Origin of the sequence: Steroidobacter gossypii (assembly GCF_016801985.1) — a bacterium.
In the GTDB taxonomy this organism is placed as follows: domain Bacteria; phylum Pseudomonadota; class Gammaproteobacteria; order Steroidobacterales; family Steroidobacteraceae; genus Steroidobacter; species Steroidobacter gossypii.
Genome location: NZ_JAEVLS010000006.1, coordinates 25268 through 38339 on the forward strand (window position 1 = coordinate 25268; position 13072 = coordinate 38339).

At 63.0% G+C, this 13072-nt stretch carries 11 protein-coding genes; 8 read left to right on the forward strand and 3 right to left on the reverse strand.

What is annotated here, in order from left to right; translation table 11 throughout:
• The first annotated feature begins 141 nt into the window (after positions 1 to 141).
• From JM946_RS23860 to JM946_RS23870, 3 genes are all read left to right on the forward strand, one after another.
• Entirely contained in the window at positions 142 to 1272 is a 1131-nt protein-coding gene (locus JM946_RS23860) for an efflux RND transporter periplasmic adaptor subunit (protein ID WP_203169893.1), read from the forward strand.
• 65 nt (positions 1273 to 1337) lie between these two features.
• Positions 1338 to 4424 (forward strand): efflux RND transporter permease subunit, encoded by a 3087-nt coding sequence (locus JM946_RS23865; RefSeq protein WP_203169894.1) that lies wholly within the window; start codon positions 1338 to 1340, stop codon positions 4422 to 4424.
• 84 nt (positions 4425 to 4508) lie between these two features.
• Complete coding sequence (locus JM946_RS23870; RefSeq protein WP_203169895.1) at positions 4509 to 5048, forward strand: TetR/AcrR family transcriptional regulator; 540 nt, start codon at positions 4509 to 4511, stop codon at positions 5046 to 5048.
• 3 nt (positions 5049 to 5051) lie between these two features.
• Here the strand turns inward: JM946_RS23870 and pcaD are convergent, their stop codons facing one another.
• The gene (gene pcaD, locus JM946_RS23875) at positions 5052 to 5864 is read right to left on the reverse strand and encodes a 3-oxoadipate enol-lactonase (RefSeq protein ID WP_203169896.1); all 813 of its coding nucleotides are present in this window, start codon (positions 5862 to 5864) and stop codon (positions 5052 to 5054) included.
• A gap of 332 nt (positions 5865 to 6196) precedes the next feature.
• Between pcaD and JM946_RS23880 the strand changes: the two genes are divergently transcribed.
• From JM946_RS23880 to JM946_RS23900, 5 genes are all read left to right on the forward strand, one after another.
• Positions 6197 to 7420, forward strand: coding sequence for a hypothetical protein (locus tag JM946_RS23880; RefSeq protein WP_203169897.1), 1224 nt, complete (start codon positions 6197 to 6199; stop codon positions 7418 to 7420).
• 12 nt (positions 7421 to 7432) lie between these two features.
• Positions 7433 to 7855 carry a type 2 periplasmic-binding domain-containing protein gene (locus JM946_RS23885; RefSeq protein WP_203169898.1) on the forward strand — a complete coding sequence of 141 codons (423 nt, stop codon included), beginning with the start codon at positions 7433 to 7435 and terminating at the stop codon, positions 7853 to 7855.
• 129 nt (positions 7856 to 7984) lie between these two features.
• Positions 7985 to 9664, forward strand: coding sequence for a methyl-accepting chemotaxis protein (locus tag JM946_RS23890; RefSeq protein ID WP_203169899.1), 1680 nt, complete (start codon positions 7985 to 7987; stop codon positions 9662 to 9664).
• Between the two features lie 118 nt (positions 9665 to 9782).
• Complete coding sequence (locus JM946_RS23895) at positions 9783 to 10220, forward strand: YciI family protein (RefSeq protein ID WP_203169900.1); 438 nt, start codon at positions 9783 to 9785, stop codon at positions 10218 to 10220.
• Positions 10221 to 10285: 65 nt separating this feature from the next.
• On the forward strand, positions 10286 to 12118 hold the full coding sequence (locus tag JM946_RS23900; protein WP_203169901.1) for a glycoside hydrolase family 15 protein: 1833 nt from the start codon (positions 10286 to 10288) through the stop codon (positions 12116 to 12118).
• Between the two features lie 104 nt (positions 12119 to 12222).
• Here JM946_RS23900 and JM946_RS23905 read toward each other — a convergent pair whose 3' ends face one another.
• Together JM946_RS23905 and JM946_RS23910 are read right to left on the reverse strand one after the other, a co-directional pair.
• Complete coding sequence (locus JM946_RS23905) at positions 12223 to 12402, reverse strand: hypothetical protein (protein ID WP_203169902.1); 180 nt, start codon at positions 12400 to 12402, stop codon at positions 12223 to 12225.
• Positions 12403 to 12426: 24 nt separating this feature from the next.
• The gene (locus tag JM946_RS23910) at positions 12427 to 12831 is read right to left on the reverse strand and encodes a hypothetical protein (protein ID WP_203169903.1); all 405 of its coding nucleotides are present in this window, start codon (positions 12829 to 12831) and stop codon (positions 12427 to 12429) included.
• Between the last annotated feature and the right edge of the window lie 241 nt (positions 12832 to 13072).

Consider the following 13072-nt stretch of genomic DNA (forward strand, 5'->3'; position numbering starts at 1 on the left):
GTTACTGCCCCGCGCATCGACATCCCGTCGATTACTGCTTTCCTGGCAAGAGTGACTTTCGCCGCCCCCGATTGGTCCTGGGCCAGCACGCGGATACTTTGCACGCTCTCGGTACTCATCGAATGAACCTGGGGATCAGTCATGCAATCGCGTCAATGGATAGGATCTTTCTTGCTGGTGGGCGCGGTGATCGTGTCCGGCGTGCTGCTCAGCGCTTGGAAACGATCCAGCATTGCTGAATCGGAAGCAGCGGCCGCCAGCCAACCCGAACCGGCGGAATCTATCGTCACCGCCCTGGTTCGTGAGCACGAGCACGTTCGGACGACGACGTCCATCGGCACGGTGGTCGCGACTCGATCCATCACCGTTCGCAACGAACTGCCGGGCACGGTCCGACACGTTGCTCTGGAGCCGGGCAAGATCGTCGAAGCCGGCACCGTTCTGGTGGCCATGGATGTCTCCGTCGAAGAAGCCGATCTGCAGGCGCTGCTGGCGCAAGCCGAGCTCGCGCGGACCCAGTTCGCTCGCATGCAACGCATGAGCGAACATCGCGCGGCCTCTGAAATGGAAGTGGACAGCGCACGCGCCGAGCAGGAAGTCGTGCAGGCGCAGGTGGCTCGCATCAAGGCCGTCATCAATCGCAAGATCATCCGCGCGCCGTTCCGGGCTCGCATTGGCATTTCAGACGTGCATCCCGGTCAGTATTTGAACGAAGGCACGCTGCTCACGACCCTGCAAGGCGTGGACGACGAGGCCTACGTCGACTTCACCGTGTCTCAGCAAGTTGCCGCGGATCTCCGCCCGGGAAACAAGGTGGATGTATTTACCGGCAGCGGCACGACGGCGGGCACAGAGGCCGAGATCGTCGCGATCGACGCGCGAGTCGATCCTTCCACTCGTAACGCGATGGTGCGCGCCAAGATCAAAGGCGATGCGCCGGCGCCGGGCGCGTCGGTTCGAGTTCAGGTGGACGTCGGCACTCCGACGATGGCGGCCGTCGTGCCGGCGAGCGCGGTGCGTAAAGGCCCGTCCGGCGATCACGTGTTCGTGGTGCTTGCGGATGAACACGGCAAGATGCGAGCTCGTCTGCGTGAAGTGCAGGTCGATGCCATGGCGGGCGATCAGATCGTCATCACCAAGGGCCTGGAGCCCGGCGAGTTGGTGGCGGCGTCCGGCTCGTTCAAGTTGCGGGAGGCCGCGCTGGTGGCGGTGACCAATCCGGCCGAGTCGGTGGCGCAGAACGAATCGCACTCCGCCGCGACCAGCATGTAACCACTCGGTATGTAACAGCTAAGAATGGGCCGCGCGCAACGCGGCCCGTTTCAGGGAACACGCACATGCGCTCATTCACAGATATATTCATCAAGCACCCCGTGCTGGCGGTGGTGGTCAACCTGGTCATCGTGCTGGTCGGCGCACGGGCGTTGTTCAACCTGCCGGTGCAGCAGTTCCCGAGCGTCGAAAGCTCGTCGATACTCATCAACACGGTTTACACCGGCGCCAGCGCCGAGACCGTGCGTGGCTTCCTGACCACGCCGATCGAACGGGCGGTCTCGGCGATCGGTGGCGTCGATTACGTGGAGTCGACCAGCCGCGCCGGTCTGAGCACCGTCACGATTCGACTCAAGCTCGATCACGACAGCACCGACGCGCTGGCGGAAGTGACGGCGCGACTCCAGCAGGTTCGCTCCGAACTGCCGGCGGAAGCCGAGCCGCCGGTGGTCGAAGTGCAGCGCGCGGACCGTCCGTATGCAACGTTTTATCTGGGCTTCACCTCGCCGGATCGCACCGTTCCTGAGTTGACCGACTGGCTGTCGCGCACTTTGCAGCCGCAGTTGTCGACACTCGAAGGCGTGCAACGCGTGAGCTACGAGGGCAGTCAGCCACTGGCGATGCGCGTGTGGATCGATCCGGATCGGCTCGCCGCCCGCAACCTTTCACCTGGCGACGTGCACGACGCTCTGCGTCGTAACAACTATCTCGCCGCCGTCGGCCAGACCAAGGGCAACCTGGTGCAGGTGAATCTGCTCGCCAACACCGACCTGCGCGCGGTCGATGAGTTCGAGCGGCTGATCGTCGCCGATCGCGGTGGCGCCATCGTGCGCTTGAGCGATGTGGCGCGCGTCGAGCTGGGCGCAGAAGAGGCCGCGATGGTGGCCAAGTACAACGACCAGCAGAGCGTGTATCTGGGCGTGTGGCCGCTGCCCGGCTCGAATGAGATCGAAGTGGCGCAACACCTGCGCAAGGAGATGGAGCGCATCGAAGCCACCTTGCCGGCCGATGTCGAAATGCGCCTGGTGTGGGACGGCACCATGTTCATGCGCAGCGCCCTGGAAGAAATCACCAAGACGCTGGGCGAGACCGTGCTGATCGTGGCCATCGTGGTGTTCCTGTTCATGGGCTCGGTGCGCACCGCGCTGGTGCCGTTGGTCGCCATGCCGGTGTCGCTGGTGGGCGCGGCCATTGTGATGATCGCGTTCGGTTTCAGTTTGAACCTGCTGACCATTCTGGCCATCGTGTTGTCGGTGGGCCTGGTGGTCGACGACGCCATCGTGGTCGTCGAAAACGTCGAGCGGCATGTGCGTGAAGGCAAGAACCGCATCGAGGCTGCGTTGGCCGGTGCGCGCGAGCTGGCTGGACCCGTGATCGCCATGACGATCACGCTGGCGACGGTGTACACGCCGATCGCGTTCCAGGGCGGGCTCACGGGCTCGTTGTTCCTGGAGTTTGCGATCACGCTCGCGGCGGCCGTCGTGGTCTCCGGTCTGGTTGCTCTGACTCTGTCGCCGGTGATGAGCTCGCGCTTCGTGCACGAGCACGGCCATGAAACCAAGCTCACCGTGCTCGTGAACCGCGGCTTCGACGCGGTTCGGCGTCGGTACGAGGGCTTGCTCGACGGCGCGCTGAACATGCGCTGGGGCATCGTCGCTGTCGCCGCGCTGGTGACGTTAGCGGCGTGGCCATTGTTCATGTACTCGCGTCAGGAGCTGGCGCCGGTCGAAGACCAAAGTCACATCAGCTTGTTCTTCGAAGCCTCGCCGGATTCCTCGCTGGTGGCGACCGATCGCGACTCGCAACAGGTCGTGAAGGCGCTCACCGCGTTCCCTGAAGCGGACTTCATGTGGTCGCTGACGGCGGCGTGGGGCGGGTTCGGCGGCCTGGTTGCCAAGGATTGGCAGCAGCGCGAGCGCTCGACCGAGGAGATGTATGGTGAGGTTTACGGCGCCGTGTCTCAGGTTCCCGGCCTGCGCGTCTATCCGCGCCTGGATCCTCCATTGCCGACGCCAGGGCAATATGACGTCGAAATGATCGTGCAGAACGAAGCTTCGATCGAAGAACTGCTCGCGACCACGCAGGCCATTCTCGATGCCGGCTTGGCCAGCGGCAAGTTCCTGTATGTCGACACCGATCTGAAAATCGATCTGCCGCAGGCGCGCGTGGTGCTCGATCGCGAGCGACTGGCCGATCTCGGCTTGGATCTGGCGGGCGTCGGTCGTGAGCTGGGCACACTGCTCGGCGGCGCGTACGTGAATCGGTTCAATTATTTCGATCGCAGCTACAAGGTCATTCCGCAGATCGGCGACGAGGATCGCGCCACGCTCGAACCGTTGCTCGATCTGAAGATCAAGACGCCAGACGGTGCGCTGGTGCCGGTCTCGACCTTCATGCACATCGAGTCGGACACCGGTCCGCGCACCTTGAATCGTTTCGCGCAGCGTAACTCGGCGCGCATCTTCGGGGGCGTGCAGCCTGGCGTGACCAAGGAAGAAGGTTTGCGTGTGCTCGAAGATGCGGCAGTGAAGGCGGGCGGACCGGGCGTGCTCATCGACTACGCCGGTGAGTCGCGCCAGATTCGACACGAAGGCGCGGCGTTGACGGCGACGCTCGGCTTCGCGCTGATCCTGATTTATCTGGTGCTGGCTGCGCAGTTCCATAGCTTCCGCGATCCGTTGATCGTGCTGCTGGGATCGGTGCCGCTGGCGATCTCGGGTGCGCTGGTGTTCACGTTCCTCGACATGACCACCATCAACATCTATTCACAGGTGGGCTTGATCACGCTGGTGGGTCTGATCGCGAAGAACGGCATTCTCATTGTCGAGTTCGCCAATACGCTGCAGGAGCGGGGCCTGGAGAAGATCGCCGCTCTGCGTGAGGCGTCGCTGACGCGATTGCGGCCGGTGCTCATGACTTCGGCGGCGACGGTGTTCGGTCACTTCCCGCTGGTGCTGGTGTCGGGGCCGGGCGCCGAGGCGCGTAACAGCATCGGCATCGTGCTGGTGACCGGCATGGTGGTCGGCACGCTGTTCACGCTGTTCGTGGTGCCGGTGTTCTACACATTGATTGCTGCGGATCATCGCAAGCGTGGCGCCGAGGCGCAGGCACCGACAGTGAAAGGTACGCCGGTGCCCCAGCCGGCTGTCTGATCAGGAACGTCGCGATTTGGACAGTTTTGACCAAATGGGCCGGGCCCGGCTTGATAAGAGCCGGTCCGGCGCCACGTCTGGCGCATGTCCACAATTCCATCCACTCGTGTCCGCGCCGCAAGTCAGCGGCGTCGGCAACTGCTCGACGCCGCGGCCTCGCTGGTCATCAGGAAGGGCGCTGCCGGCCTGACGTTGGATGCGGTCAGCGAAGCGGCGCATGTCAGCAAAGGCGGTCTGCTGTACTACTTCGATTCCAAGCAGTCGCTGTTCGAAGGGCTGGCCGATCATCTGGCCGAGCAGTTGCAGATGGAAGTGGAAAAACAAGCCGAGGGGGGCAGTCTCGCCCGAGCGTTCTTGCAGCTGGTGGCGCGCATGGGGCAATTGCCCAAGCACGAGCAGGTGTTCAAGGCGATCACCATCATCTGCACCGCTCAGCCGGAACTGGCTGCACGCGTGCGGGCTCGTTTGAATCTATTCCAGAAGAATATCTCGCCCGAGCTGGCGCTCGAGGAGCTGCATCTGCGGCTGGTTGCCGATGGCATGTGGCATGCCGACTTGTTCAGCTGTTACGAGATCACGCCCGAGCAGCGCGCCGCCCTGTTACAGAAGCTCGGCGTCGCCTGACCCTCAGGCGGCGGTAGTCGCGGGCTGGGTCAGCTCGCCTTGCAGGAATTCGATGAGCGTGCCGTTGAATTCCTCGGCGCGCTCGATGTTCGACAAATGTGCCGCCTCCAGCATCACCAGCTTCGACTCTGGAATATTGCTCGCGAGGAGCCGCGCGTGCTCCGGCGTCGTCGATGTGTCCGCGCTGCCGCCGATGACGAGCGTTTTTGCCGTGATCCCGCGAATCGATTCGCGTTGATCCATGTCGCGAATGGCCGCGCAGCAGGCGGCGTACCCCTGCGGTGACGTTTCCAGAAGTAACGAACTAATGCGCGCCACTTGCTCCGGATGCTCCTGATGAAACTGCGGCGTGAACCAGCGTTGCAGCGTGCCTTCCACCAGCGCCGCCATGCCCTGGCTCATCACCGTCTGTATTCTCGAATCCCAGTTCTCGCGCGGGGGCATGTGGGGCGAAGTATTACACAGCGCCGCTTTCAGCACGCGATCCGGCCACTTGGTCGCGATGTGCATGGCGATCATGCCACCGAGGGAGATGCCGCAAAGATGAGCTCTGGCCACCCCGCACGCATCGAGCACGTTGAGCGCGTCGGTGGCCAGCAGGTCCATCGTGGCTTCTTTTTGCGCGCCGCTTGTAGATTTGCCATGCCCCCGGGCGTCGAAGCGGATCAACTCGAAGCGCTCGCTCAGGGGCGCCAACTGCTCGTCCCACATTTCCAGCGATGTGCCCAGCGAGTTGAGCAACAGCAGCGCCGGCGCTCCCGGACGTGGCGTGTGCTCGACCCGAAGTTGTACATCCTGTGAGGTGACTTGCTTCATTCCGCCTCCAGCGTGCGATACAGGGCACCTTATCCTACAACATAAGACCCGGCACCTGATTCGGGCCGGCGAGTGTGACGGCGGTCGCGGTCTTCGTCGGTAGCACTGCCTTGCTCATCGGTCGCTTTCCATATCCATGGGTAAATGACAGCGTTGCCTGGTCAAGAATGTGAACCAGTGCGTCGGCCTAAGGGAGTCCCCGTAGGGCGAGGTGCATGTTTCCGGCAGTGCCGCATCAGGAGAGATCAAATCAAGTCGCCATGCTGCGACGCCGATACGAAGGCTGTCATGGGGCCATCTGCTCCGTGCATCCAACTACCGGAGTCTCACGCATGTCCTCTCGTTTTCCCCTCATCGCGATCGCCGTAGCGGCAGCGTTGCCGACGGTGGCATCTGCGGTGGATTTCTCGTACAGCGGCTTTTCGACCGCGGCCTATTCGCAGACCGACACCGATCTCGCCGACGTGGGCTACAGCTCGCAGCCGGATTCGATCGACAAGGGCGGCAGCTTCGAAATCGATTCCAAGCTCGGCCTGCAAGTGACGGCGAAGTTCGACGAGATGTTCTCGGCGACCGTACAAGGCGTGGCCTATACCGACCTCACTGGCGATTGGGAGCCGCATCTGGACTGGGCGTACGTCCGCGTTCAGGCGACGCAAAGCACGAGCCTCCGCGCCGGCTATCTGCGCGCGCCGACTTTCATGTACTCGGATTCGGTATTCGTCGGTTACGCCAACGTGTGGGTGCGTCCGCCGCTGGAAGTTTACAACTTGTCGCCGGTGTATCAGCTGCTCGGCGTCGACGCTACTTACCGGGCGCAGTTCGGCAATGTCATCGTCTCCGTGAATCCCTATTTCGGCGAAGGTGAAGTCAAGCTCGGCACCGGCGAGCTCGAGGTGTCCGAGTGGCTCGGTCTGGCGACCACCGTCAACTACGGCTCGTTCCAGGCGCGCATCGGTTATAGCCGGCCCAAGATCGACGCAAGCTCGCTGTCGATCGGCCCGATGACCGACGCACTGCTCGCAATTCCCGCCAGCATGTGCGGAGGCTGTGCGAGCGTGGCCGAGAAGCTGACCATCGATGGCGCAAGGATCGAGAACTTCAACATCGGCGTGCAGTACGACGACGGCGCGAACTTCATCGCGAGTGAATTTGGCGAAGCGCGCAGCGACCAGGGCGGCTACTTGCTGCCGGATCGCCGGGCCGCCTATGCCACTTACGGCCGTCGCTTCGGCAACCTGATGCCGTACGCGACTATCGCCGGGCTACGTCGTCAGGAAGCGTTGAGCACGAACGCGATTCCCGCGGGCGGTGCGCTCGGCGCCCTGAACACGACCGTGAACGATTTGATTCGGACCGCGGGCGCCAACGACCAGGACAGCTACAGCCTGGGTGTGCGCTACGAGCTGCCTTCGTTCTCTATCGTCAGAGGCGCAGTGGTGAAGTTTCAGTACGACCACATCGACGCGGACGGCCGCGGCAATCTGAACAATGTGCAGCCGGGCTTCGATGGCAAGGTCAACATGTTCAGCGCCTCCTTCGATTTCATTTTCTAAGAGCCATTCGTCATGCGTAGTTTGAAAACGATATTGAGTTTGTGCGCGTTGACGCTGGCCGCCGCCAGCGCGAGCGCCGAAGTGGTCGTGATCGTCAACCCGAAGAACCCGGCGGCGGCGCTCACGGCCGAGCAGGTCGCGGCGCTGTATCTGGGCAACACGAGCACGTTCCCCGACGGCAGTGCTGCGGCACTGGCCGATCAGCCGGAATCCGCCGGCATTCGCGGCACGTTCTACGAGAAGGCTACAGGTCGCTCGGCCGCGCAGGCAAAGGCCACCTGGGCGCGTCTGACCTTCACGGGTAAGGGCACGCCGCCGAAGGAACTGAAGAGCGACGCGGACGTGAAGGCGTTCGTGGCTTCGGATCCGAAGGCGATCGGCTATGTCGACTCCAGCGCGGTGGACGGCTCGGTCAAAGCAGTGCTCAAGCTGTAACGATTCGGCGGCTGGCGGCGCCTCGTGGGGATGGCCGCCAGCCGCTGCAAGTTGTGCAGTATCCAAAGCAGTCGTTCTTATTCAGGCGGCGCGCATCCACGCGAGTCCGCCTACAGGCAAGTCAGTCCAATGAAATTCAAACATCGAATCTGGATGCTGCCGATCATGACGGCGGTGATCATAATGATCGGCATCGCGGTCAGCTCGCAGATGACCTCGCGCACCTCGTCGGCGCTGGCTCGCGTGGAGCAGGTTCAATATCCGACGGTCGAAGCTCTGCGCATCGTGGCGTCCGAACTGATCGACGTGCAGGAATCTTTGCAGCGCGCGGTGGCGGAAGGCGACGAGAATGCGTTGAGCGCGGCTTCCGAACATGCCATCAAACTGCGCGATGCTCTGCGAGAGCTCGGAGCAGTCGATAAGGAACGAACCCTGGCGAGGGATCTGGGCAGCGCGTTCGAGGATTACTATTCGGCCGCCACCTCGGCGACCAAGATCATGCTGGGCAGCGAAACCGGTGACGCCACCACGGCGATCGGTCGCATGCAGAAAACCAACGAGAGTCTGACTGCCGCGTTGACCCAGGCTCAGCAAGCCGCCATCGGCGAGTTCCGTTCCCTGCTCGCGAGCGGCACGGACAACGTGCAGCGCAGCCTGGTTGCCAGCCTGGTGACCGCCGTGGTCATGATGCTGGCGTTGGCTGTCGGTTCGTGGGTGTTGATTGGCAGTGTGTTCCGTAGCCTCGGCGGCGAGCCGGAAATGGCTGTGCAGATCGTGCGCACCATCGCCTCTGGCGATTTCACCCAAGTGGTGAGCTTGCGTGCGGACGACGATTCCAGTCTGTTGCACGGAATCGAAACATTGCGTCAGAAGCTGGGCACGCTGATTCAGGATGTGCGTGTCACGTCCAGCGCGGTCGATGCTGCGGCCGGTGATATCAATTCGGGCATCGAGCGGTTGAGCTCTCGCACCTCGGATCAGGCGGCCAGCCTGGAAGAAACCGCGTCGAGCATGGAAGAGATGACCGTGACTGTGAAGCGCAATGCCGACAATGCGCGTCACGCCAATCAGCTGGCGAGTGAAGCTCGCGATCAAGCGGAGCGCGGCGGTGCTGTCGCGTCTCGCGCAGTGACCGCGATGGCTGAGATCAACGAGTCCAGCCGACGCATTGCCGACATCATCGGCGTGATCGACGAGATTGCGTTTCAAACGAATCTGCTCGCGCTGAATGCCGCCGTTGAAGCGGCGCGCGCCGGTGAGCAGGGTCGTGGCTTCGCTGTGGTCGCCTCTGAAGTTCGCAGCCTCGCGCAGCGTAGTGCTACGGCGGCGCGTGAGATCAAAGAGCTGATTCAGGACTCGGTGTCCAAAGTTCAGGATGGCACCAAGCTGGTCGACGAGTCCGGCCGCCACCTGACCGACATCGTCTCGGCGGCCAAGAAGGTCGCCGACATCATCGGTGAGATTTCCGCGGCCAGCCAGCAGCAGGCCTCGGGCCTAGACCAGGTCAACGGCGCCATCACTCAGATGGACGAGTCGACCCAGCAGAACGCCGCCATGGCCGAAGAGACCTCCGCGGTCGCCGCTTCCATGAGCGAGCAGGCGCGCAAGCTCACGGGCTTGATCACTGTGTTCAAGATTCGTGAGAACAGCGGTCATCAGACCGTCGTTCGCGCTCCGCTGGCGCCGCCGGCGCTGAAACCCGCTGCTGCGAAGCCGGCCCCCTTGGCCAGCACCAAGCCCGCCCTGACTGCGTCCCCGCAGCCCGTGAAGAAGGCCGCCGGCTCGGATGTGGAGTGGCAGGAGTTCTAACCTAGATGTGATTTTCGCGTGGCAAAGTGTCGGTCTGGCCTGGGGAGGTTCGTCTTCAAGGCACAGACCGGCGGCCCGTTGTCGTCGGCAAGTCCTTCAGTGAACAAGGAGCACGGCAATGCGCGTCATGGTGATCATCAAGGCGACCCGGAGTACCGAAGCGGGAGTCATGCCCAGCGAGCAGCTGCTCGCGGACATGACCAGGTTCAACGAAGCGCTGGTGCAGGCCGGGGTCATGTTGGGCGGGGACGGCTTGAAGCCGAGCCGCCACGGCAAGCGGGTGCGGTTCGTCGGGGACAAGCGGCTGGTGATCGATGGGCCGTTTGCCGAGACCAAGGAAGTGATCGCCGGCTACTGGATCTGGCAGGTGAAGGACATGAACGAGGCCCTGCAGTGGGTGAACAAGTGTCCGCATCCCATGCCCGGCGAGGACACCGAAATCGAAATCCGTCCGTTCTTTGAAGCCGAGGACTTCGGCGCCGAGTTCACACCGGAGCTGCGCGAAAAGGAAGAGCGTCTGCGCGAGCAGATCGAACGGCAGCAAGCCAAGCAGTAAAGCTTGCATAGCCGGCGCGCTCGTCCAACGCAGGAACGATCGGGGGCGTGATGCATTAGTCCCAGATGAGTCGAGTATCGAGGCACATCGAAGACTACGGGCTGATCGGAGATTGCGAAAGCGCGGCGCTGGTGGGGCGCGACGGGTCCATCGACTGGCTGTGCTGGCCGCGCTTCGATTCGGATGCCTGTTTCGCTGCCCTGCTGGGCGGACCGGAGCATGGGCGCTGGTTGCTGGCGCCCTCGGACACTACCGCACAGAGCACTCGAAGTTACCGTGAGGACACGCTGATCCTGGAGACTCGGTTCCAAACCGAGTCCGGCTCGGTGCTGGTCGTGGATTTCATGCCTCCTCGCAGCGGCTCTGCTTCCGACCTGATGCGCCTGGTCATCGGCGAGCGCGGCGTCGTGCCCATGCATCTCGAGCTGGTGGTTCGCTTCGGCTACGGCGTGGCGACCCCATGGGTCACGCGCATCAACAAAGGAGTGTGGACCGCGGTCGCCGGCCCGGACATGGTGGTGCTACATACCGACGTGCCCGTGCACGGCGAGAACATGAAGTCCGTCGCGCACTTCACCGTCGAGGCCGGGCAGAAGTTTTCATTCGCCTTGACCTACGCGCGTTCGCATCACGATCCCGTGGCCATCCAGGTTCCGGATGTGCCGGACGCGCTCGCGGACACCGAGCTGTTCTGGAAAGAATGGATCGGCAAGGCCCGTCTCACCGGTCGCTGGCAGACGGAGGTGAAGCGCTCTTTGATTACGCTGCGCGCGCTGATTCATCAAGGAACCGGTGGCATCATCGCCGCGCCCACCACATCGCTGCCCGAATGTATCGGCGGCACACGCAACTGGGACTATAGATTCTGCTGGTTGCGAGACGCGACGCTGACGTTGCTCGCACTCATGAACGCCGGCTTCCTCGAGGAAGCCAAAGCCTGGCGCAACTGGCTGCTGCGTGCGATCGCCGGCAGCCCGCGCGACATGCAGATCATGTACGGCGTGGCCGGCGAGCGTCGGCTCGACGAGTGGGAGCTGCCCTGGCTGCCCGGTTACGAACAATCCCAACCGGTGCGCGTCGGCAACGCGGCCTATGCGCAGTTACAGATCGATGTGTTCGGCGAAGTGATGGATGCGATTCATCAGGCGCGCGCCAACGGCCTGGCGCCGCTCGAAGCCACCTGGAACATGCAACTGGCATTGCTCGCGCATCTGGCGGAGATCTGGGACAAGCCGGACTACGGCATCTGGGAGGTGCGCGGCCCGCCTCAACATTTCACCTATTCCAAGATCATGGCCTGGGTCGCGTTCGATCGGGCCGTGCAAGATGCAGAACGTTATCGCCTGCAAGGCCCGGTCGAGGAATGGCGCGCGCTGTGCCGACGCATCCATGCGCAAGTTTGCGAGCATGGATATAACGAGCGACTGAATTCGTTCGTGCAGGCGTATGGATCCGAGCAGCTCGATGCGAGTCTGCTGTTGATTCCGGAGCTGGGCTTTCTGCCGCCGGAGGACCCTCGCATCACCGGGACCATCCGCGCTATCGAGTCACGCTTGATGCGCGATGGCCTGGTGCAACGATATGACACCGCCGCGACCGACGACGGTTTGCCGCCGGGCGAAGGCGCTTTTCTCGCGTGCAGTTTCTGGCTGGTCGATGCGTATGCGATGTGTGGACGGCGTGATGAAGCCGAGGCCTTGTTCGAACGGCTAGTGAAACTGAGCAACGATTTGGGCCTGCTCGCGGAGCAGTTCGATACGGCGACCGGGCGGCAGATCGGCAATTTCCCGCAGGGATTCTCGCATTTGTCGCTGATCAACTCGGCCTTCAACCTGGGCCATCGCGACAAGCCGGTCGAGCAACGTTCGCGGGCGGTTGGGCCGTCGGCCTGTCTATAGAAACGATGCAATTAAGGCGCGCGGCCGGGCCGCGCGCCTTTTCGATGGGGCTGCTTGTTGTTATGACCGCGCCGGACCGCCCGCTTGTCCGGTGGCTGTATTTTTTACAGCGGGCGAGCCAGCGAGCCACCGGCGGCCTGAGCGCGCAGGGCCTCGGCCAGTTCGGGAGTCAGGTCGGCAACCTTGATCATCGAAGCGGCATCGGTGTCGGCCGGCACGGCGGTGCCCGACACCATCGGAACCAGGGCCAGGACAGCCAGCGACAGAAGGAACAGCTTTTTCATGATATTGCTCCGGAGATGGCTGGGTTAGACGAACAGCGGACGCTTGGCGCCGCCGGTATCGCCAGCCAGCAACGGACGCTTGGCGCCGCCAGTATCACCAGCCAGCAGCGGACGCTTGGCGCCGCCGGTATCGCCAGCCAGGAGCGGACGCTTGGCGCCGCCAGTATCACCAGCCAGCAACGGACGCTTGGCGCCGCCGGTATCACCAGCCAGCAACGGACGCTTGGCGCCGCCAGTATCACCAGCCAGCAGCGGACGCTTGGCGCCGCCGGTATCACCAGCCAGCAACGGACGCTTGGCGCCACCGGTATCTCCCGCGAGTTGCAACAGCGGACGCTTCGCGCCGCCGGTATCGCCAGCAAGGGCAGAATTCGACAACAGAGCACTCACGACCATGGCCAGCGAGGCAGCGACAGGGGCGATCCGCATGTTTCTCTCCAGATGTGACATAACCGGCAATCCAGCCAAACCCCCACGTCGTTTTGTGACATCGGTCACGCTTGCTGTGTGACGTGGTTCACATAGATTCTTCATCATGCCGGGCAGATTGCATATTCAGGGGAACCCTGAATCGCGCTGAGGCGACCCTCTACGTGGAGTTCCCAGCCCGCGGATTGCAAAAGTGAGGCCCTGTAACGGATTCGGTGCTGTTTGTTTGGTGGAATGCCCG